This window comes from Acinetobacter sp. TY1, from assembly GCF_048551395.1.
Lineage (GTDB): Bacteria > Pseudomonadota > Gammaproteobacteria > Pseudomonadales > Moraxellaceae > Acinetobacter.
The window spans coordinates 1-23,166 of the sequence record NZ_JBLYZK010000006.1 but is presented as its reverse complement, the minus strand read 5'-3'; the positions used below and the strand labels follow the sequence as shown (position 1 = coordinate 23,166).

Here is a 23,166-nt window from a genome sequence, read left to right as displayed (position 1 = left end):
TTAAGCGTAAAGGAGGGCAATATTTCATGCAAGCACCTGCTCAATCATCATCAAATATCGAAAATACCCAAGAAACTATACACGGAACTAGTCAAGATAAAGCACAAAATATGGTTGTATCAATCATTTGTGCAGTGGCATTTGCTCATCTACTTAATGATTTGATTCAAGCATCATTGCCTGCAATTTATCCATTATTAAAAGATAATTTTTCGCTGAGTTTTTCCCAAATAGGTTTAATTTCACTGGTTTATCAAATTACTGCATCACTATTACAACCGTGGATTGGGCTATACACAGACAAGCATCCAAAACCTTATTTATTACCTCTGGGAATGATTGTGACCTTGATCGGTATTGGTATTTTGGCAATTGCCCCAAGTTTTACGATCTTATTGGTTGCTGCTGCCTTAATTGGAATCGGCTCTTCGACCTTTCATCCAGAAGCCTCTCGTGTGGCAAGATTTGCATCGGGTGGTCGCTTTGGCACAGCTCAATCTGCATTTCAGGTTGGTGGTAATTCAGGTTCTGCAATTGGCCCATTGTTGGCAGCCATCATTATTGTTCCGTATGGGCAGATGGCAATTGCATGGTTCATGATTTTTGCATTTATTGCGGTATGTGTTTTATTTAAAGTTAGTCAATGGACGGTAAAATATGCGCATAAAATCGTCAGCAATGCAGCATCGACCCAATATAAATTACAAGGTAAAATGCTGATTCGTGCTTTAGTTATAATGTGTATTTTAGTATTGGCGAAATTTACTTATATCGCAAGTTTAAGTAATTATTATACTTTTTATTTGATTGATAAATTCCAAGTATCGCTACAACATGCGCAATTGTACCTATTTGCATTTTTAGCTGCTGTTGCTGTTGGGACTTTTGGTGGTGGACCAATTGGGGATAAAATTGGGCGTAAAGCCGTGATTTGGATTTCATTTTTAGGCATGCTTCCATTCGCTTTAATGTTGCCACACGCCAATTTATTTTGGACAGTTGTTTTTGCAATGCTTGCTGGGCTGATTCTTTCTTCTGCATTTGCAGCCATGGTGGTTTATGCGCAAGAAGCTGTTCCAGGGCGTGTAGGCATGGTTGCAGGCATGATGTTTGGTTTAATGTTTGGAATCAGTGGGATTGCAGCAGCAGCACTGGGTGCTTTGGCAGATCAGCATGGGATTGAATGGGTATTTAAACTATGTTCATTTATTCCGTTATTAGGTTTAGCAACAGTTTTCTTGCCGAAAACCAATGGAAAATCTTAAGTATTTTTGATTGAGTTTGATGTGGTTTATAACAATAAAGCGCCTGAATCTGATCGGCGCTTTATTGTCGATAAAAATTAAATATTTAATTTTTATAATAAGTTATGATTCAATCAGTTAAAAAGAATAATCACCCAAGTAAAGAAAATAATCGCTTGCGCCACAAACTGTGCTGCACTACCCATATCTTTGGCATTTTTAGACAGCGGGTGGCGTTCTAAGGAAACACGGTCTACTACAGCTTCTATGGCTGAGTTAAAAAGTTCGACAATAATTGCAAATAAACAGACACCAATCATGAGGGCTTGTTCGATAGGCGTGACATCAACAAAAAATGTAATCGGAATTAAGACAATATTAATCCATATAATTTGACGAAAAGCAGCTTCATTTTGATAAGCAGCTTTAAAACCTGCTAAAGAATAACCTGTTGCATTTAAAATGCGTTTAAAACCTGTCGTACCCTTAAACGGTGAATAATCACTCATAAAATCAATGCCACTATATTTTTGAACAAGTGTATTATTTTAAACTTAATTCGGTCTTAATTTGAAAAAAAATCTAACAAGTTAAGAAAAATAAAGCAAACCGATGAATGGCTTGCTTTAACGATGATTAATATCTCATTTTACTTAGTTGTTGAATTGGCTTTTAGATAAGCATCAACAGCTTTACGTCCTAAAGCAGGATCATCAGTAAAAATACCATCAACACCTGCTTTAAAATACATTTCAAATTCTTTATTTGCACCCGTTTCACAGCGTTGAGCCGCATTTTCAGCAAGACCATTACACTTTAAGTTTGGAGCAAGGAAGTTATTTTCAGGACGGAAAGTATAAGGATGCACTTTTAGATTTACTGCATGTGCATTTTTAATAAAGTCTGATGGTGCTGTATAAGTGTCATTAAAAATATATGGTTTCCATGGACCGACACCGTTGGCATAGGTTGCTACATTTTTGAGTCCTTGTGCTGTTGCCATATCTGCATAAGTGATATTCACGTTTTGTGCAACAAAGTCAGCAGGGCGCATAGATTTTTCATCATATAGTTGAATAATTTTAGCGCGCTTTAATGTTTTATGTAGCGTCAGTTGGTCTTTGAAATATTTTAAATTAGTGACTTCAAAAGATTGTAGATAAATGGGTGCAATGTCTCGGGTATAGCTATATTTAGCCAAAGTTTTGAGTAATGGATCTTCTAAACTTAAATTTTGTTGTTGGAAATAAGTTGGGTGTTTGGTTTCAATATAAAGACCTACCATTTTGCCAGTTTTTTTATAATTTTTTTCTGCAAGTTCAATAATTTGTTCAAGAGTTGGAATACTAAATTGATCATTATATTGGACATTATTAGGACGTAATGCAGGAATCCGTTCACGAGCCTTGAGTTGATTCAGCTCACTTAAAGTGAAATCTTCAGTAAACCAACCAGTCAGTTCAACACCATCTATAATTTTGGTTTTTTTACGGTCTGCAAACTGTGCCAAAGTACTGACATTGGTTGTTCCACTAATTTCATTTTCATGGCGTGCGACTAAAACACCATCTTTGGTTGAAACCAAGTCGGGTTCAATAAAATCAGCACCATCATCAATGGCTTTTTGATAGCTTTCTAGGGTGTGTTCAGGACGTAAAGCACTTGCACCACGATGTCCAACCACAATAATTTTAGGTTCTTTATTGTCTTTTTCTACTTCAAAGCGATAGTCGTTATTGTCATCATTACACGCAGACAATAAAGCAACGAAACCCGTTGTGAGTAATGTTTTTTTCATCATTTTTAACTCGGATCATTCTTTATAAACTGCAAATGACTATGTCGCTAGAAATTGACAATATGACGACAGTACGGTGAAAATTTGATGAAATCGACTCGTTATTTTTAGGTTAACTCGAATCGCATATTCACAATCTCTCCATATTTGGCTTGATGATTCGGATTTCTGTTATTTTTCTTGAATTTTTGCCTTAAGTCACACAAGATCATTGCAAGAAACGGAATTACTTATTGCTAGTGATGATTGGCAGTGACATTAATCACATTCATTTGACACAGAACCTAATCTGATGCTCTCAAAATTTTTTATTCAACGTCCCATTTTCGCTTGTGTACTTGCCATTATCGTGATGGCTTTAGGTATTTTTTCGGTTTTAAATTTGCCCGTTGAGCGTTACCCCGATATTGCACCACCTCGAATTTCTGTATCCACTACTTATACAGGGGCAGATGCCGAAACTGTTGAAGAAAGCGTGACTCAGGTTTTAGAGCAACAAATTAAAGGAATTGATAATTTACTTTATTTTAGTTCGAGCAGTGATTCTTCAGGTCGCGCTCGAATTAGCATTAGTTTTGAAAACGGTACAGATCCCGATACTGCACAAGTCCAAGTACAAAATAGTATTAATGGTGTCCTGAATCGATTACCTGACGATGTGCAACGTCAAGGCGTTACCGTAAATAAATCACTCGGTGATACGTTTATGGTGGTTGGGCTGTACGATGAAACAGGCAAAAGTAACAACATCGAATTGGGTGATTATTTATCTGATCACATTGAAGATGAATTATCACGAATTGAAGGCATTGGTGAATTGGATGTGTTTGGTTCGCAATACGCCATGCGAATTTGGCTAAATCCGAATTTACTTCGTCAATATCAACTGATGCCAAGTGATGTTCGTAGTGCAATTGAAGCACAAAATACTCAAGTGGCTGCAGGCGGTGTCGGTGATTTACCCGTTGTGGCAGATCAGTATCTAAATGCTAAGGTCACTGCGGGCTCGCGTTTAAAAACGGTCGATGAGTTTAAAAATATCATTGTCAAATCCAATATTGATGGCAGTTATGTCTACTTAAAAGATGTTGCTCGTATTGAATTGGGTGCGGAAAACTACCAATCTTTTAATACTATTAATGGCTATCCATCTTCGGGAATGGCAATTTCATTGTCTTCAGGTGCAAATGCGCTAGCAACTTCAGCTCTAATAAAAGATGAATTGGTAAAAATTTCTGAAAAATTGCCTCAAGGCTATAAAATTGTTTATCCACGAGATAACACACCTTTTGTACAAGAGTCGATTAAAGAAGTCATAAAAACATTATTAGAAGCCATCATTTTAGTGGTTTTGGTAATGTTCATTTTTCTACAAAGTTGGCGTGCCACGTTGATACCAACTATTACTGTGCCGATTGTAATTTTGGGTACATTTGCTGTGTTGAATGTGCTTGGTATGAGTATTAACACATTAACTTTATTTGCTTTAGTATTGGCGATCGGTTTGTTGGTCGATGATGCAATTGTCGTCGTGGAAAATGTTGAACGGCTTATGCATGAGCAAGGTTTGACTGCTAAAGAAGCCTCAATTGAGTCAATGCAGGAAATGACGGGTGCATTGATTGGGATTACCGTGGTTTTGACTGCTGTATTTATTCCGATGGCATTTTTTACAGGGTCTACAGGTGTGATTTATCGGCAATTTTCCATCACACTTGTGGCTGCGATGACCTTATCACTCTTGGTGGCTTTAATTCTGACACCTGCCTTATGTGCCATCATTTTGAAACCTAATCCAAAGCCGATGCGTTGGGCAACATGGTTTAATGAAAAACTAGAAAATTTAAAACTGGCTTATATTACCCTTATCAAAAAAACCTTAAATTTAAAATGGGTGGTTCTAACGCTGTTAGTCGGTTTAATGGCAGTGTTTGCGCTGACCTATCGGACATTACCAACAAGTTTTATTCCAAGTGAAGATCAAGGCATGCTCAGTGTACAGTTCCGTTTAGCCGATGGTGCGCCGATGTCGAGCAGTCAGAAGATTGGAGAAAGTATTCGAGAGTATTTCTTAGATCAAGAAAAGCAAAATGTAGAGATTGTCTTAATTCGTTATGGTCGAAATTTTTCAGGAACAGGACAAAATTTAGGAACGGGATTTATTGCATTAAAACATTGGAATGATCGTTCAGGAACTGATAATTCTGCACAAGCCATTCGTGAACGTGCCATGAAATATTTTAGTCAAAACCCCAATGCACGCATTACCATCAGTTTACCTTCTTCTGTGAACGGTTTAGGTGATAGTGATAGCTTGGAGTTTTGGTTGCAAGATGTAAATGGACAGGGGCGTAAGTATTTAAATCAACAATTCACCACTTTACAAGAGCAAGCGAAACAATTTAGCTCTTTTGAAAATTTAGATAAACGCTCTAATCCTGATAAAGCCAAGTTAAAAATCTATGTAGATCAGAAACTAGCATTAGCAAATGGTCTGTCACAAACTGCAATTAATAGTACTTTATCAACGGCATGGGGCGGTTCGTATGTCAATGATTTTATTGATCGTGGACGAATTAAACGGGTGATGATGCAAGGCGATGCCGAGTTCCGTTCAAAGCCTGAAGATTTACAAACGTGGACTGTTCGCAACGCACAGAATCAAATGATTCCTTTTAGTAACTTTGCTAGGATTGAATGGGAAGGTGGTCCTGATGTTGTGAATCGATTTCAAGGTTATACGGCTGTGCAAATGGAAGCAATCAATGCTAAGGGCAGTAGTTCTGGTCAAGCGATGAGTGATATCCAACACTTGGTCAATCAAAATGATGGTTTGGATGTGGCTTGGAGTGGTCTATCTTTTGAGGAACAAAAATCGAGTGGACAATCAGGTTTACTGTATCTCATTTCCATCGGCTTTATTTTTCTCTGTTTGGCAGCCTTATATGAAAGTTGGACGATTCCGACAGCTGTGATTGCAGCGATCCCTTTAGGGATAGGTGGAAATATTATATTCAGTAAATTAGTTGGCTTCCCAAATGATATTTACTTTCAAATTGCACTTCTCACGACCATTGGTTTGTCATGTAAAAATGCAATTTTGATTGTTGAATTTGCGGCTTTGGCACAAGAGAAAGGTAAAACAGCAGTTGCTGCAGCACTGGAAGGAGCAGGGCTTCGTTTACGGCCAATTCTGATGACATCTTTAGCTTTTGGTGCCGGTGTACTTCCTTTGGTTTTTGCGCTTGGTGCAGGTGCTGCAAGTCGTCAAGAAATCGGTGTGAGCGTATTGGGTGGGGTGATCTTTGGTACGGTTTTAGTATTGTTGTTTATTCCGTTTTTGTATGTACTGATACGTACTTTGTTTAAAGCAAAATTAGATCAACCTATAGGATAAATCCTTTATACTGATACTGAACATTCGGCATCATTTTATGAAAAGTAGGGCGTTGTGGGACAAGAAAAAAAATTAGCGACTCAAGATGTCATCCGCTTAGAGCGAGATTTAGCGAAGTTTGCCAATATGATGGACTCGGTGGTGCGTATCCCTTTCACTAAGCAAGGTGTCGGTGCCGATGCTGCACTGAGTACGATTCCTGTAGCGGGTGATGTAGCAGGCTTTATATTAACCTGTTATGCGGTGTATAAAGCCAAACAAATTGGTGTGCCGCAAAGTAAGCTCAATGGTGTGTTGAAGCTTGCTGTTATGGATGGTGTCGTAGGTTTAATCCCGATTGTGGGGACAATATTTGATATTTTTATACGACCAAGTCGCCGTGCTTTAGATGTCGTGCATGATCATATTCGTACTGAATACCAAATTCAGTCTGATGATCATATCGTACATCCATTTTTACATGAAAAACTTGAACAAAAGCAGCAAAATTCAGCTTTTTGGCGCAATCCCATTGTAGCTTGGGTATGGTTACATACTCCTGATCTATTGGGACTTATTGTCTTAATTTTGATTGGCCTAGCGATGTGGTTTGGGCTCAATGTGTTGTGGGATTGGTATCAAAGTTTTAAGGCGACATGATTTTAAAGCGCAGGTCGATAAAATAGGGTGATGTTATGCAAGACTATATTTCGGCAAATCTTCCTGCCATTGATTTTGATCATACACGTCAATTTTATGCATTTTTAGGTTTTAAGTGTGATTATCAATCTGAACAATGGATGATTTTAAGCAAAGATAGCCTTATGCTAGAGTTTTTTCATCATCCTCAACTCGACCGAAAAGAGTCATGGTTTAGTGCGTGTTTAAGAACACATACAATGCATGATCTTTTTCATGTTTGGCAAGCATTGGATTGGACAAGGTTTCCAAATGCACGAATCACCGAAATAGCGTGTTCAGAGGAAATAGAGCTATTTTGTGTCATTGACCCCAATGGAAGTCTTATACGATGTATTCAAACAGATTAATTTTTATATAAAAAATCGTATTTAGCATTTTAGGATATAAAATAACAAAGCCTCCTTAATGGAGGCTTTGTTATTATGAAAATATGAAATTGCTTAGATTTCTGACTTAATTTACATTCAATTGGCGTAAAGCCGCAACACGTTGTTCAATACTTGGATGCGTTTGGAATAATGCGGCCAAACTGAAACCTTGTTCTTTACCTTCAGTAATTGCAAATGCTTTCATTTCTTTTGGCATTTGATCAGGCATTTCAGACTCAGCTTGTAAACGTAATAAAGCTGAAATCATTGCTTCTTTACCTGCAAGTTGAGCGCCTGCTTCATCGGCACGGTATTCACGTTGACGTGAGAACCACATGACAATTGAAGACGCTAAAATACCAAATACAATATCGAGTACCATCGTGATTGCAATAAATGCCAATCCTGGAGGTGCATCATCGGCACGACCGAAGACATTTCGGTCAATGAAGTCACCTACAATACGAGCAAAGAACATGACAAAGGCGTTGACTACACCTTGAATCAGCGCAAGGGTAACCATGTCACCATTTGCCACGTGACCAATCTCATGCGCAAGAACAGCACGCAATTCATCTTGGTTCATACGCTCAAGTAATCCTGTAGACACGGAAACTAGTGCATCATTTTTGTTCCAGCCTGTTGCAAAAGCATTCGACTGATACGATGGGAAAATGCCCACGTCAGGCATTTTAATGCCTGCACGCTCTGAAAGTTGAGCAACTTCTTGTAGCAACCATGCCTCTGCTTGGTTACGTGGGGCATTAGGGTCAATTAACTCAGTACCTGTCGTTTTTAACGCCATCCATTTCGACATGAACAGCGACACAATTGAGCCAACCATACCAAAGACAAAACATAGCACTAAGAGATTGCTTAGGTCTAAACCGCCGGCGCTGCGATAGCTACCAACACCCAGTACAGACAGGATGATACCAGCGATTACAACCACAGCGAGGTTGGTTAGCAAAAACAAACCAATCCGCATCATTGAGAGTATCCTTTTATTAAAAATGATATAGGGTAATTTATAAAAAATATAAATCTTAAATTAATATGCGGTTTAGCCTTTGAAAATTCAAGAATAATCGAAAAAAACGATGTGGCTGTGGGGCAGGAGTAATTATTTATATCGATATTAGGTGCATAAATAACAAATAATTAAAATGTAAAATAAACGCTATTCTCATTTTTAGAGAATAGCGTTTATTTTAAATATATTGAATAGTTTAAAAATACTCATACTGGCTTTTTTTTAAACGCAGATTGAACTTTTAATGTAGCGCTATATTGAATTAGAACTAAATTAGGTATTAATTTTCAATCGTAATACGTGCAGATGCTGTTGCATTATTGGTTGAGTATGAGCCAGGAGCATCTGTAAATGTACCATCTGAAGAAACAATAATTTGACGTGGTGAATGACTATTCGAATTTGATGTGTTGTTACGACTATTGTTGGAATTGTTTGATGAGCCTGAAGCAATCAGTTGCCCTTGTGGTGCTGATTCGCTGACTAAGGCATTAGTATTGCTATTGGCTGAAGAAATTCCACCAGCATATAAATTGGAATAACGGCTCGTAACACGGCGAACGTAATCCTGTGTTTCACGAAAAGGTGGAATACCACCATATTTTGCAACATTTCCTTCACCCGCATTGTAAGCCGCTAATGCAAGTGAGGTATTGCCATTAAACCGTTTTATTAACCAACCTAGATACTTTGCTCCACCGAAAATATTTTGTTGTGGATCATAGGCATTAGAAACATTAAAACGCCGTGCTGTTGCAGGCATGAGTTGCATTAGACCTTGCGCACCAACTGGCGAGCGAGCATTTGAATTAAAGCCTGACTCTGTATGCATAACAGCTTTAATTAAACCTTCCGAAACACCATGCGTTTGTGCTGCTTGACGAATAATATGGTCATACGCATTTTTGCCACGGCTATAACTCGGTAGTACCGCTGCTTCAGAACTCCCCCAATTGCTATAACTGTGAATGTTACTGTCAGCATAATAGGTCGCTTTAATTTTAGTGAGCGATTGATCTGAACTTTTGCGATTGGTGAGTAATGTGCTGCCATTCTTATCTTTATAAATATACATTTGGCCTGCGTAGGCAGATAGGTTTACCGATGTAGCACCGATCACCCCAAAAAGTAAAAAATATGAATTTTGAATAAATTTTTTCATTGTAGTAATTAGTTTTAACCTCAACTGACAAGCAGGAGTTTATCAAAGTTAATTCAGAAGAAAAACCTTGAATTAATTTTTACCTAAATCTTTTGAAAAAATCAAGTCGTTATTGTTGGCTTAATAATCAAAAAATATTTAATTTATTTTTTCATATAGGTCTATTGACTTGAGTAAGCATATGATTTTAATGTGAAAAAAATAGTGGTTAAAAAGTGATCAATTTAATCAGGATGCCCATTATCTAGGGGCATAGCGCTGTCAAGCCCTAAAGAATCCACACTTTTATCCACAGATTTTGTGGAGAACTGTGGAAAAGTCCAAAAGATAAGCAACTTGGGTGTTAATTAGCCAAAATAAGTGAAGCCCAATGATTGTAAAGTTCACATGATGTCAAAAAGATGACGAAAGGTAGGCTGTAGTAAAAATAAATAATCTTTAGATGCGTAGCGAGGTGAAATCAGATAAAATCGTGCGGTATTTTTTTATGGGTAATACTCGTCTATGTACTCGCCAGTTGAGTCCGATCAAGGGTTTAATTTCAAGCCTGAACTACCAGATAGTTCGGCTTATCATCGTCTATTGAAAAAGCTTCGTCGTCAGGTTGGTCATGCGATTCGTGATTTTAAAATGATCGAAGAAGGTGACAAGGTGATGGTTTGTGTTTCTGGCGGCAAAGACAGTTACACATTGCTTGATATTATGTTGCAGTTTAAACGTATTGCACCCATCAATTTTGATGTCGTTGCTGTTAATTTAGATCAAAAACAGCCTGGTTTCCCAGAAGATGTTTTGCCACGTTATATGGAAGAAAACAATATTCCGTATTACATCTTGGAAAAAGATACCTATACGATTACTAAGCGTCTTACACCTGAAGGTAAAACCTACTGTGCAGTGTGTTCACGTTTACGCCGTGGTTCGCTATATGGCTTTGCACAAGAGATTGGTGCAACCAAAGTAGCGCTTGGGCATCACCGTGATGATATTTTGGCAACATTCTTCTTAAACTTGTTTCATGGTGGTAGCTTAAAAGCCATGCCACCTAAATTGTTGTCTTCGGATAAGAAAAATATCCTGATTCGTCCACTTGCTTATGTGGAGGAAAAAGACATCATCAAGTATGCAGAAATGCGTAAGTTCCCAATTATTCCATGTAATTTGTGTGGTTCTCAGGAAAACTTACAGCGTGCAATTTTGAATGACATGTTACGTGACTGGGATAAACAACATCCAAAACGTTTACATAGTATTTTTGGTGCTTTACAAAATGTATCGCCATCACAACTGGCTGACCGTGAATTGTTTGACTTTGAAAAGTTAGATGAGCAACGAGAGTTTGATATGAAATGCGATACAGAAGAAACGAAAAATCGTCTTGATGTGGTCAATTTGAGTATTGCAGCAGATTAATTTGTTGTACTAAAACATTTAAAAAAACCATTGATCAGGCATTCATTTTATAGTGAGTGCCTGATTTTTATTTGAATTTTGTTCAATCATGTAAAAATTGAACACTGCGTACAAAAAACGTTAGCCCAAAGTAAAATTATCATGCTATAACATTATGCAAGCAAAAAAGCTTCACCCTGATGTTGTTGGGATAGACAACACAATAAATTGAATAAATACATTGAGGAATGATCATGGCTGCATTTTTAACTGATGATTGGTTTGCAACTGTCGAAAAACTTACAGCAGAAGCTGGTGATTTAAACTTGCCACCTGCATTGGCTGGTCTTGCAATTAACCTAGTTGTTTCTGATGCGTCTGGTGATACAGAACTTGCTTTAGATGGCGGAAAGATTGTTAAAGGTAGTTCTGCAAGTGCTAAAACAACACTAAATATGGATGCTGAAACGTTACGTAAAGTATTCTTAGAGTTCGATATGGCTGCCGCAATGCAAGCATTCATGACAGGTAAAATAAAAGTTCAAGGTGATATGTCTCAACTTATGGCTTTGCAAACTGCAAAACCAAGCCAAGAACAAAAAGATTTATTCAAGAAAGTTCTTGAACAAACTGCGTAATTGAAGCTCTAAATCAATTACAGTATTGAAAAAAAGCTTATCTCTCGTCTAGAGATAAGCTTTTTTTGCTTAAATGAAATGACGTAGAAGCCTATTCATTTAGAATGTAGATTTGCTGAAACGAGATGACTTAAATTTCAAGTAATTTCGGTGAAGTCTTAATGTGTTCGAGATATGACCGAATACGCGTTACATATTGAACGGCTTGTTTATAACGTCCATTACTCGCCTGATTGTGCTGTAAAAAGTTATACATCGTCATCCAATCATTTGGGTTTTTGCCCTGAGCACGTAGACGTTTTTGAATACCATCTACAGCACCTGGCCCCATATTGTAAGCCACTAACGCAAACCAGTTACGATCGGGGTTACGAATGTGGGAGTAGCGAGACAGCATTTGATCAAAATACTTTGCGCCGCCTTGAATACTTTGAGCAGGGTCAGTACGGTTGCTTACGCCCATCGCTTTCGCCGTATTATTAGTCAGCATCATAATGCCACGAACACCTGTGGGAGAAACAGAGTCGGGTTTTAAATATGATTCTTGATAACCAATGGCTGCCAAGAAGTGCCAATCTAGATCATATTGCTGTGCCGTTTTCTGAAAGCTTGCCTTATAGATGGGCATGCGTTTGCTCAGATCACGTTGAATGATATTCCAATCTTGCTGCTTAATCACATTACGGTTATAAAAAGAGGCAAGTTGTTGAATTGAACCATTCTGTTTACTTTGACAGATAAAACCACTTGCAGTATCGGTCAAAGGGTCTTCACTACTTTTGAATACCCAATTGATCTTATTACTCAGACCATTTTTACTCAGGCTACTAAAATCTCCACAGGTTGCTGAAAAACTTGTGAGTTTTTTTTCCTCAATGGTTTGGATATCGGCTGTAGTGATGGCAAAGCTTGCTTTACCTTGTGAAACCATTTTTAATGCAGTGGCATTGTCAGGCACTGTTTTCAAATCAAGTTTTACATTTAGACTACGAGCGTAGTTGTTCGCAAGGTCGTGTGCAAAACCATGTTTAAAGCGACCATCTTTAAAGACAATAGATGGATTGGATACAGCAACTACGGTCAGTTTGTTTGAGTTAAGTACGGTATTGTACTGATTTGCTTTTGTTGCATTGATTGTGTGGAATGGAACAAATAAGCAACTTAATACAAGAATTTTCAGAGGGAGTGGTTGAAAAAATGAGTTTAGGCTAAGCCTCGACCCAGAAGTTGAACTACTGTGCATGTTGTCTCCGCTACAGGTAATTACTGCCCAGAAAAATTCACAGCTATGGAGCCAAATGAATTCTTAAAAGTGTTTAAATACAATAAGGGTGGGCAATTCATGGACGTCATTCATAATGACATATGGGAAATATTTGTAGAAAAACTACAAAAATAAATAGTAATGTTACTAAAGATGGCGCGAATAATACTGCTTATTTTTTGACTTGTCAAATTTTGTACAATTTTACGTATTTTGTAATGGTTTAAGTTGTTGATATATAATATTAAAAATATTTACCAACTTTAGTAATTAAAATACGTTATAACATGCGATATTAAGTAAACGTATGTAAGATTGATCACAGACTATATTATGAAATCAAACTTAATTACCCGTGAGGGACATGATTTATTGGTCGCGGAATTAAAGCGGCTTTGGCATGAAGAAAGACCTGAAATTACTAAAAAAGTAAATTGGGCAGCAAGCCTTGGTGATAGATCGGAAAATGCTGATTATCAGTACAATAAACAAATACTTAGAAAAATTGACCGCCGTGTACGTTATTTGGGTAAGCGTTTGGAAGAATTACGTATCATTGATTTTTCACCTGAACAGGATGGTAAGGTTTATTTTGGTGCATGGGTTGATATTGAAAATGATGAGGGTGATGTTAAAACATTGCGTGTTGTCGGTATCGATGAAATTTATGATCACCATCCTCAAAATATTTCCATTGATTCACCTATGGCTCGAGCTTTGTTATCGAAACAGGTCGATGATGAGGTTGAGGTGGTAACGCCGTTGGGTAAAAAGCATTGGTATATCAACTCAATTCGCTACAAACAGGATTAAACTATACAATGGCGTTAAAATTGTTCTAAATTTACCCACTTGATTTGAAAATAGGTGAAAGTATTTGCTTATAATCAAAATTATTTATATTATGACGCCCATGGAAGCGTGGCAGAGCGGTTGAATGCACCGGTCTTGAAAACCGACGAGGGTGTGAGTCCTCCGTGAGTTCGAATCTCACCGCTTCCGCCAAATATCTAAAAAGCCCTTGTATTTGCAAGGGCTTTTTTTCATTTATGTTTATAACAAAAAATAATTCGTATGAAGAGTTTTTAACAATAATTAGTATTTATCATTTCATACATGAGCTGATTTAAAGTGAAAAAATGATACAGATAGTCTAACTCTACATAAAAAGAATGAGTTGTCATTAGGGAAGATGTTATTTCAGAATATGCGTGATTAGCTTATGATGAAAATAATAAGAAAATAAAACACTGAGTTGGTTGTGCAAATATGTATTTAAATCATGAGATATTAGATGATATTGACTAAAGCATTTTCGAGATCTAATAGCGATATTTCGCAATAAGATGATCTTTAAATGCTTGAAGGAATGAAATAATTTAGTTATTTTAAAGTGTATATAATTTAATCAATAACAAATTATTAAAATTAAACATAAAATAGAGTTTTTATAAAAAGTGACTCGAATAAGAGGATAATAAATCCTCCTATTCGAAATGAAAAAATTAATTTTATTGAGAGTTCAATGCATTATTTAAAAGTGGAAGGTTTTGCCCTGTCGCTGCAGCGAGAATAAAGTTTTGGCTCTGTTGAGTAATTGTCCATTTTTGGTTGTTACCACCACCACAACCATAAGTGATTAATTTACCACGACCATCTGGTGTAGGCGTCCAACCACCACTCAAATCAAGGCAACTGTTGTTTTGTCGAAATTGCTGAGTAGAGCCTGAAATAGGTGTTTCCCAAATTTGATTACTCGTATTGTTATTACATTGAGCTAGCGCAGCTCCAGATAAACAATATGCAGGATATTGAACACTATGGACCTTACCTACGGCATCATGAATCCATAACGTTGAGTTACTGCCATCACAACCGTTTTTACCACTGATAAAGACTTCAGGTAATCCTGTTGTTGTCGAAATTTCAGTTTTCATACAAGCGGAATTCATATTTGGCATGACCAACATGGTTGCCCCAGCCATAGGATCACTGTTATTGAGACCAAGCGTACTGACAAAATTTTTCAAAGCAATATTCGCTGCGTTAACATTACCATTTAAATCAGTATGATAGACATTGATCCAGCGATTTAAACGATACAATATTTTTTCTTGTGCTTCATAGCGATCTAATTCAGCAGAGGCAGCAGGTGATAACTCTTGTCTATAGTCACGATAAGCCTTGTAAAGTACTTTATTACGCGTAGATAGGCTTGGAATAGCCTTACCTTGATTGTTTAACAAAGCTAGCTCCAGCTCTGGTAATTCGACTTTACGTAGTGCATCAAAACCATATTTCTGACCAAATATAACCGCTGGTGGTAATGGGTTTGCATACACAGGAATATTAATAGATGATAGCTTAATGGCTTGTTGGTTCACCTGTTTACAATATAAATCAACTTGTTGAGGGTTGTCATTTTGTGCTAAATTCACATGAATTTTATTGGCGTTGCTGCCCATACGTGTAGGTGCTAAAGCAATGTCTTCTGCTGCTTTATTGCTATAATTAATATGTAACCAACAGCTGGCATTATTCAGATTGGTATTGGTTTTTGGTAGACTAAATACATTACCCCAATTACCACGTGCGGCAGGATATAGAAGACCTGTATTAGCAATAGGATCATAACCACCGACTATGGTAAACACAGGCACACCAAACTGAGTCGGTTTTAAAAAATTACCATCTACACTGTTATACCAAACTTGATTCGAGTTAGGTACTTTGGGTTGATAAACTTCCATTTGACGTGTAGTCGCATTCCAAACTTTATACCCTGTTGGAGAAGTTTGATCCCAAACGGGTTTGCTAAAAGCAGGCTGAATTTTATGATAGGTACTATAACCCGTATAATGCGTATAACGTGATAATGAGCTTTGGAAACTTCCCCCAGCCATTGAATCAGGTGCAAATGTATATTGATTATTGAATAATACTGTACCGTTTAGACGGTTTGATAAATCTGTAACATTCCAACGAATATTGCCTCGCATACGATCACGATGTGCCATATATCCCCAACCGCTGTCGTGGTGATGAGAGGCCCAAAAATAGTTCTCACCACTTTGACCAGGATAATGTCCTAAACCATAGTGGTGACCAATTTCATGACTAAATTCATTATCTACAGAATCAATCAGCGTTAGAATTCCATTTCCTCCACTTAAACCATGTGTAACATCTCCATTTTGGTATTTTCCACGTGCATGGTGAATCACGACACTTTGGGTCACTTGCGGTTGCTGCTGACTCACCATACCTGAGCTAGTAACACCCCAGTTAGCGAGATTGATCCCTGTACTAAAGGTGGATTTTGCAGTATCACCACGCATGTCACCACCATATACATCACCGCTAGTATCACTGACGGCATCATAAATCTTGCCAGATCCCACCATGACTCTGTTTAAAATCATATCATCGTATCGACTAACAGTAATTTTTGCAGCAGGAATCGTCTGTAAATAATCTGAACCAGCCTGCTCAGGTTGGTTCAAAAATAAATAATTGCCATTAGGTGGATTGGTCAACATACCTAAACGAATAGATTGGACAAGCAACTCACCCGGTGCAGCAAAATCAATTAAATCAGCTGCTAAACGACCATTTTTACGAGACTTTGCATCTACAATTCTAATATTTAAACCGGGTTTTACCTCATCCCACTTTAAAGCTGCGCTCCAGGCACGTTTAGAATATTGGACGGCTGGTCGATCGGTATTGGTTTGGTCAGAAGCAGGGATTTGAGTAGGATCTTGTAGTGCTATACGGCGTATTAATCGACTATTCAAATAAATTTCAGCATTTAAGCTTTCTATCTCGCCCATTTCTGGGGTGGGCGTGACCAATAACAGCGCATCTTTTTCACTGGTTAAACGAGGCATTTGTTTTGCTGCATTGCCTTGTGGATCAACCGTATGGTTTTGTGCAAATTGAATCATCGCTGCAAAATTACCCGTGAGGTCATTACGAACCACACGAGTATTTCCAGTTGCGTCTTGATCATAAAAGCCGAGTGTTGCGTCGTCAAAAATATCCTTAGTTGGTTCTGGATATGTAGCATAGGTTGTCAATGTGCGTGACTGAATAGATGCCTGTACTGGTGCAGAACTAGGTATTAATTCTAAATGATTATTCTCCGTTGTATTTTGTGAGTTTTCATCATATGCGGCAAATAATAGTGCCGATATACAAAGTGATAATGTACTAATTGAATATTTTCTTGAGATTTTCATACCAATATTGACCAAATTGATGATTTTTTGATAAATAATATGTTCTGTATATTATTTGGATGTTGTTTAAATAATATATTAAATATTATTTAAATGTAGATAATTAGATTTTTATAATATGTGATGTTGTTGTTGTTTTTATTTTTAAAACATAGAAAAAGTCAATTTTTTATATTTTTATTTTAACTGCATCTTGTTAATTTGTTGAAATTATTTATTATTTGTTATTTTATAATGTGTGAGTTTGAATAGTAGTTTGACAATTATTGTTATAAATGATCAATTTTTATTATTTGTTCTTTTATTTTTAATTTTTTGTATATTTATATTAATTAAAACAATGTATCTTTCATTGTTGTTGGTTTTCTTACTTTATTAATAATAATCTATTATTATTTTTTATCGGAAATGATATTGAGGTCACATAATTTAAATTGTGAATACATTTTCTGATTGAAAATAAAACAGAAATAGATACTCAGCGTTAAAATTAAATTTGAAGGTAGGCTATAAATGAATAAGGTTTATAAGACAGTATGGAATAAGCGTCTAAATTGCTCTCAAGTAACTTCTGAACAAAGCAGAGGGCATTCAAAAAACAGTCAGTCCTCATCCCAAGTCAAGCCTGTAGAAGTACAAAAAAATTGGTTTGATTTTGCTCGACTATCCTTATTAAGTTTAGCCTTACTTCCATTATCTGTATGGGCAAGTATTTACGATACTCAGTTACCAACAGGAGGCAATATAACTGTTGGCTCGGCTCAAATTAGTCAAAATAACAATACGCTGAATGTTCATCAAAATAGTCAAAATGTTGGAATTCAATGGAATGATTTCAATATTGGGCAAAATGCTACGGTTAACTTCCATCAGCCAAATTCATCTTCTATTGCTGTAAACCGTGTTTTAGATAGTAATGCTAGCCAAATTATGGGGAAATTGAACGCCAATGGTCAGGTATTTTTACTGAACCCGAATGGTGTCATTTTTTCGAAAACGGCTCAGGTGAATGTCGGAGGGATTGTTGCATCGACATTAAATGTAACAGATGGCGATATTATGAGTGGCAACTTTACTCTAAAAAATCAGGGTGGTGCAGGTAAAGTTGAAAACCATGGTTCCATTATTGCCAATGGTGGTGTGATTGCTTTTATTGCGCCGAATGTGATTAATACGGGGAATGTTGAGTCTAAAAATGGCGTGATTCATTTTACTGCCGCAGATCAGGTAACTTTGCATTTACAAGATGGTCAATTGACTGAATATCAAGTCGATATTGGAACTTTACAAGGTTTGATTGACAACCAAGGCGCTATTCTCGCTAATAATGGCGCTGTATATTTAACTGCGAAAGCCAAAGATAGTTTAAGTAAAGCAGTTGTTAATCATAGCGGGATTATCGAAGCCAACCGTTTAACGAAAAATGCCAAAGGTGAAATTGTCCTTCTCGCGGATATGGAGCAAGGTACAGCCAATATTAATGGTGTGCTGAAAGCTGAAGGAAAAAATGGGCAAGATGGAGGCTTTATTGAAACCTCAGCTGCTACGGTTCATATTGGACAAGATACTCAGGTATCGACCAAGGCCGAGGGTGCCAAGACAGGTACATGGCTTATCGATCCAACTGATTTCACTATTCATGGGGGCACAGGGGCAGCAACGGGTAGCGGAATTGGAGCGATCACATTACAAAATAATTTGAATAACACCTCAATTCAGCTTGAAACACAAAATACAGGAAGTGAAAAAGGTGATATCCATGTCAACGCAGCAGTGACATGGAATAAAGACACTACACTTACGCTAAATGCACATAACGATATCAACATCAATGCCAATATTACAGCTCAACATCAAGATGGAAAAGTTGAACTACTATATGGGCAAAATGGTGAAAAAAATGCCAACTATTATTTAAATAATAATGCTCAAATCAATTTGCAAGCAGGTCAAAATTTTAGTACCCAAAAAGGCACAAATACAGTCAATCGTATCGATTATACAGTCATTACACAGTTAGGGAATGAGGGCTCAACATCAGGTACAGACTTACAGGGGATCAATGGTGATTTATCTGGAAATTATGTTTTAGGTGCAGATATTGATGCGACTGTAACGAAAGATTGGGGGAGTTTTGATGAACAAGGCTTTAACCCAATTGGCAATGAGTGGGATGGCAGTTTTACAGGACGTTTTGATGGCTTAGGACACAAGGTTTCTAGTCTCAATATCGATCGAAGTTATGCTTATGGTGTAGGGTTATTTGGCTCAATCCAAGATGCTATTGTTCGAAATATTGGTGTTCAAAGTGGCAGCATTCGTGGTGATAGTTTTGTTGGTGGTTTGGTTGGACAAAGTCACAATAGCTTGATTGAAAATAGCTTTAGCCGTGCCAATGTGGAAGGCATTGCGACGATTGGCGGTTTGGTCGGAGGCAACTACGATGGCAGTCAAATTCAAGATTCTCATGCGACAGGAAATGTAACAGGTGGAGATTTTTCACTGTATGTAGGTGGTCTAGCAGGCGCAAATGACAACGCTCAGATTGAAAACTCCTATGCCACTGGGACAGTGAAAGGTGATGAAATTGTCGGTGGACTCGTCGGAGATAATAATAACAATGCCGTGATTGATCGCAGTTATGCAACAGGTCAAGTTACAGGGGGGAGCAATGTCGGAGGTTTAGCTGGAAACTCATATTACGGTTCAGAAATTAAAGACAGTTATGCAGTCGGTTCAGTGACAGGCAATAACATTGTGGGTGGATTAGTCGGTGAAAATCTTGCTGCGAGTATTAATACTAGTTATGCCTTAGGTAAAGTTGCAGCGACAGATAAGACTGCAGGTGGTTTGGTCGCGAAAAATACCCAAGGCACTGTAAATAACAGTTATTGGGACAAAGACCGAACAGGTCAAACGACGAGTGCAGGCAGTGCAAATAAAAATGGTCTAGCAAGTCAGGATATGTTCAAAGCAGATCAGTTTATCGGTTTTGATTTTGACACCGTTTGGGGAAATGCCAATGATCAAACCACGCCATATTTACAAAATCACAAAGGTAGCAATCAGGTCATTAAGAAAGATGATGTTACAGGCGCCTTTTATGGTGTGATTCAAACCATTCAACAATTACAAGCGGTGAATAATCAACTCGATGGGCATTATCTTATTGGTAATGACATTGATGCCAGTGCTACGCAAAGTTGGGGTGATTCTGAAGGTAATGGTTTTAAATCTATTGGTGATCAAGACACTGCATTTACAGGTGTAATTGATGGTTTAGGTCATCAGATAAAAGAACTGTATATAGACCGAAAAAATAGCGACCAAGTGGGTTTAATTGGAATCAATCAGGGCACAGTTAATCATCTCAGTATAAAAGATGCCAACATTACGGGACGTGATTTTGTTGGTGGTGTAATTGGTCAAAACGAAGGGCAAGTGAGTGAAATCTATAGTTCTGGTACGATTACGGGGCAGAAGCATGTAGGTGGGCTGCTCGGAAGTAACAATCAGACTGTACATGAAGTGTATAGCACTGCGAATGTAAGTGGACAACAGCAAGTCGGTGGTTTAGTTGGACAAAACACAGGAATACTTCAGGATATTTATAGTACTGGAGATGTCAAAGGTGTCGATCAGGTTGGTGGTTTGGTCGGATTTAATAGCCAAAATGCGAATATTAAAAATGCTTTTACAACAGGAACTGTGACGGGAGCAAGCAAAGTCGGTGGTGTAGTTGGTCAAAATGACGGTACGCTGGTAGCAACCTATTGGAATACCGATCATCAACAAACGACATCGAAAGGTGTAGGCGAAGGTTTAGGTGATGCAATAGGTCTGACTACTGAACAAATGAAACATGCTAAAAACTTTTCATTCCTCAATGAAGATAGTCAACTAGGCGGTAAAGATACGGTTTGGCGAATCTATGAGGGAAATACAAGCCCCTTGTTACGTCGGTACTTAACAACAGTTGATTTATCGCTCAAAGATAAAAATACAGTCTATAACGGTAAGGAACAGCATTTCGCAGATGTTTGGGGATTAGATGAGTCTAAATATAAAGCTCAAGGTCAAGTTAGTGGAACAAATGCAGGCCAATATAAAGCGACTTATTATTCAGATGATCAACAAGGCTACGACTTTATTGGAAATGAAGGCACTTTAACCATCGATAAAGCAAAAGTCACTGTGACTGGTTCAAGTGAAACGGACAAAATATATAATGGTCAAAATCAGTCTATGAGCCGTCCAGACTATACCGTGAGTGGTATGGTCAATGGTGAAAGTGAAATATTATTGGGTTCAATTTCCGCTTCAGGTGTAACAGGTAAAGACGCAGGAACTTATGACAATAAAGTGACAGGTAAAAATCAGTCAACTCAGAATTACGACATTGTCTATGTTGATGGTAAATTTATTATTAATAAGAAAAAAATTACTGTCACTGCCCTAGATGAAACTCGTGAATATAATGGATTTAATCAACAGATAAATAGTTTTAAGGCTGAAGGTTTGGTCGATGGTGAGAATGAAAGTGTTTTAGCCAACAGTGTGAATGCACTTGCTACACGTAAAGATGCAGGCACCTACGATCATTTGGCTGCATATAAAAATGGAAGTGGTGATAAAAATTATGATATTACCTTCCAAAAAGGAACTTATACCATCACCAAAGCCAATGCCACTGTCAAAGGAAATAATCTCGATACGACTTATAATGGAATAGTGCAAAACCAAGGTGGATATGTCGTTTCAGGTTTGAAAGGTAATGATAAACAAGGTGTTTTAGGTAATATTGGTAATACGGCTGCAAGTGGTAAAAATGCAGGCCAATATCAGAATACAGTATCAGGTGCAGAGTCTAGTGCTAACTATAATATTGTGTATGAAAATGGCGTATTGGATATTGCCAAAAAACAAATCACAGGTTCAATTAGTGCACAAGATAAAGTCTACGATGGCACGACCAATGCGATTGTGAATGGTAGTCTGAATGGTGTGATCACTGGTGACAATGTCAATATCACAGCACAAGGTCAATTTAGCGATAAAAATGCAGGCTCAAATAAGAATGTGAATGTATCAGGTGCTTTAAATGGTACAGATGCAGGCAACTACGCACTTTCAACGAATCTACAAACCCAAGCCAATATCAGTAAAAAACAAATCACAGGCTCAATTACAGCTCAAGATAAAGTCTACGATGGCACGACCAATGCCATTGTGAGTGGTAGTCTGAACGGTGTAATTAGTGGTGATAAGGTTAATATCACGGCACAAGGTCAATTTAGCGATAAAAATGCAGGCTCGAATAAGAATGTGAATGTATCAGGTGCTTTAAATGGTACAGATGCAGACAACTATGCGCTTTCAACGAATCTACAAACTCAAGCCAATATCAGTAAAAAACAAATTTCAGGTGTGTTGACGGCACAAGACAAAGTCTACGATGGCACGACCAATGCGATTGTGAGTGGTAGTTTAAATCAGGAAGATATTGTTACTGGTGATCAAGTTTCAGTTGGTGGAACGGGACATTTTGTTGATAAAAATGCGGGGCAAAATAAAGCGGTTAATGCATCGAGTAGTTTAATCGGTACAGATGCAGGAAACTATGAATTGACCACCAATGGTCAAGTCACAGCCAATATTGCCAAAAAGCAAATCACAGGTTCAATTAGTGCACAAGACAAAGTCTACGATGGCACGACCAATGCGATTGTGAATGGTAGTCTGAATGGTGTGATCAGTGGTGATAACGTTGATATCACAGCACAAGGTCAATTTAGCGATAAAAATGCAGGCTCGAATAAGAATGTGAATGTATCAGGTGCTTTAAATGGTACAGATGCAGGCAACTACGCGCTTTCAACGAATCTGCAAACCCAAGCCAATATCAGTAAAAAACAAATCACAGGCTCAATTACAGCTCAAGACAAAGT

At 37.6% G+C, this 23,166-nt stretch carries 14 protein-coding genes and 1 tRNA gene; 9 read left to right on the top strand and 6 right to left on the bottom strand.

Translation table 11 applies throughout. The annotated features are described in order from the left end of the window. The first annotated feature begins 110 nt into the window (after positions 1 to 110). Positions 111 to 1,265: an MFS transporter gene (locus ACK2M2_RS05485; RefSeq protein ID WP_419346637.1), complete on the top strand. Its 1,155-nt coding sequence runs from the start codon at positions 111 to 113 to the stop codon at positions 1,263 to 1,265. A 113-nt stretch (positions 1,266 to 1,378) separates the two neighbouring features. Here the strand turns inward: ACK2M2_RS05485 and ACK2M2_RS05480 are convergent, their stop codons facing one another. Then, positions 1,379 to 1,753, bottom strand: a complete 375-nt coding sequence (locus ACK2M2_RS05480; protein ID WP_409511235.1) for a diacylglycerol kinase — start codon at positions 1,751 to 1,753, stop codon at positions 1,379 to 1,381. A 140-nt stretch (positions 1,754 to 1,893) separates the two neighbouring features. Then, complete coding sequence (locus ACK2M2_RS05475) at positions 1,894 to 3,045, bottom strand: glycerophosphodiester phosphodiesterase (protein ID WP_419346480.1); 1,152 nt, start codon at positions 3,043 to 3,045, stop codon at positions 1,894 to 1,896. A 289-nt stretch (positions 3,046 to 3,334) separates the two neighbouring features. Here ACK2M2_RS05475 and ACK2M2_RS05470 point away from each other — a divergent pair, with 289 nt between their 5' ends. The 3 genes from ACK2M2_RS05470 to ACK2M2_RS05460 are packed head-to-tail and all read left to right on the top strand — an operon-like array spanning position 3,335 to position 7,467. Continuing rightward, positions 3,335 to 6,439, top strand: coding sequence for a multidrug efflux RND transporter permease subunit (locus ACK2M2_RS05470; protein WP_419346479.1), 3,105 nt, complete (start codon positions 3,335 to 3,337; stop codon positions 6,437 to 6,439). A 54-nt stretch (positions 6,440 to 6,493) separates the two neighbouring features. Further along, positions 6,494 to 7,078: a DUF4112 domain-containing protein gene (locus ACK2M2_RS05465; RefSeq protein WP_419346477.1), complete on the top strand. Its 585-nt coding sequence runs from the start codon at positions 6,494 to 6,496 to the stop codon at positions 7,076 to 7,078. A 35-nt stretch (positions 7,079 to 7,113) separates the two neighbouring features. Further along, positions 7,114 to 7,467, top strand: coding sequence for a hypothetical protein (locus tag ACK2M2_RS05460; RefSeq protein ID WP_419346475.1), 354 nt, complete (start codon positions 7,114 to 7,116; stop codon positions 7,465 to 7,467). A gap of 106 nt (positions 7,468 to 7,573) precedes the next feature. Here the strand turns inward: ACK2M2_RS05460 and htpX are convergent, their stop codons facing one another. Together htpX and ACK2M2_RS05450 are read right to left on the bottom strand one after the other, a co-directional pair. After that, positions 7,574 to 8,479: a protease HtpX gene (gene htpX / locus ACK2M2_RS05455; RefSeq protein WP_409511230.1), complete on the bottom strand. Its 906-nt coding sequence runs from the start codon at positions 8,477 to 8,479 to the stop codon at positions 7,574 to 7,576. Between the two features lie 322 nt (positions 8,480 to 8,801). Continuing rightward, the gene (locus ACK2M2_RS05450; RefSeq protein WP_419346473.1) at positions 8,802 to 9,596 is read right to left on the bottom strand and encodes a lytic transglycosylase domain-containing protein; all 795 of its coding nucleotides are present in this window, start codon (positions 9,594 to 9,596) and stop codon (positions 8,802 to 8,804) included. A 591-nt stretch (positions 9,597 to 10,187) separates the two neighbouring features. Between ACK2M2_RS05450 and ttcA the strand changes: the two genes are divergently transcribed. Together ttcA and ACK2M2_RS05440 are read left to right on the top strand one after the other, a co-directional pair. Next, a complete protein-coding gene (gene ttcA, locus ACK2M2_RS05445; RefSeq protein WP_409511228.1) occupies positions 10,188 to 11,096 on the top strand; it encodes a tRNA 2-thiocytidine(32) synthetase TtcA in 909 nt (302 codons plus the stop codon). Between the two features lie 233 nt (positions 11,097 to 11,329). Further along, the gene (locus ACK2M2_RS05440; RefSeq protein WP_409511227.1) at positions 11,330 to 11,713 is read left to right on the top strand and encodes an SCP2 sterol-binding domain-containing protein; all 384 of its coding nucleotides are present in this window, start codon (positions 11,330 to 11,332) and stop codon (positions 11,711 to 11,713) included. Between the two features lie 130 nt (positions 11,714 to 11,843). Here ACK2M2_RS05440 and ACK2M2_RS05435 read toward each other — a convergent pair whose 3' ends face one another. Then, positions 11,844 to 12,956, bottom strand: coding sequence for a transglycosylase SLT domain-containing protein (locus ACK2M2_RS05435; RefSeq protein ID WP_409511226.1), 1,113 nt, complete (start codon positions 12,954 to 12,956; stop codon positions 11,844 to 11,846). A 354-nt stretch (positions 12,957 to 13,310) separates the two neighbouring features. Between ACK2M2_RS05435 and greB the strand changes: the two genes are divergently transcribed. Together greB and ACK2M2_RS05425 are read left to right on the top strand one after the other, a co-directional pair. Next, on the top strand, positions 13,311 to 13,790 hold the full coding sequence (greB, locus tag ACK2M2_RS05430) for a transcription elongation factor GreB (protein WP_409511225.1): 480 nt from the start codon (positions 13,311 to 13,313) through the stop codon (positions 13,788 to 13,790). 102 nt (positions 13,791 to 13,892) lie between these two features. After that, positions 13,893 to 13,982 (top strand) — tRNA-Ser (locus ACK2M2_RS05425). Between the two features lie 506 nt (positions 13,983 to 14,488). On the opposite strand, the gene ACK2M2_RS05420 is transcribed toward ACK2M2_RS05425, so the two are convergent. Further along, positions 14,489 to 17,218 carry a M66 family metalloprotease gene (locus ACK2M2_RS05420; protein WP_419346471.1) on the bottom strand — a complete coding sequence of 910 codons (2,730 nt, stop codon included), beginning with the start codon at positions 17,216 to 17,218 and terminating at the stop codon, positions 14,489 to 14,491. A 513-nt stretch (positions 17,219 to 17,731) separates the two neighbouring features. Here ACK2M2_RS05420 and ACK2M2_RS05415 point away from each other — a divergent pair. After that, positions 17,732 to 23,166, top strand: a 5,435-nt coding sequence (locus ACK2M2_RS05415; RefSeq protein ID WP_419346470.1) for a YDG domain-containing protein, incomplete at its 3' end; no start/stop codon positions are given.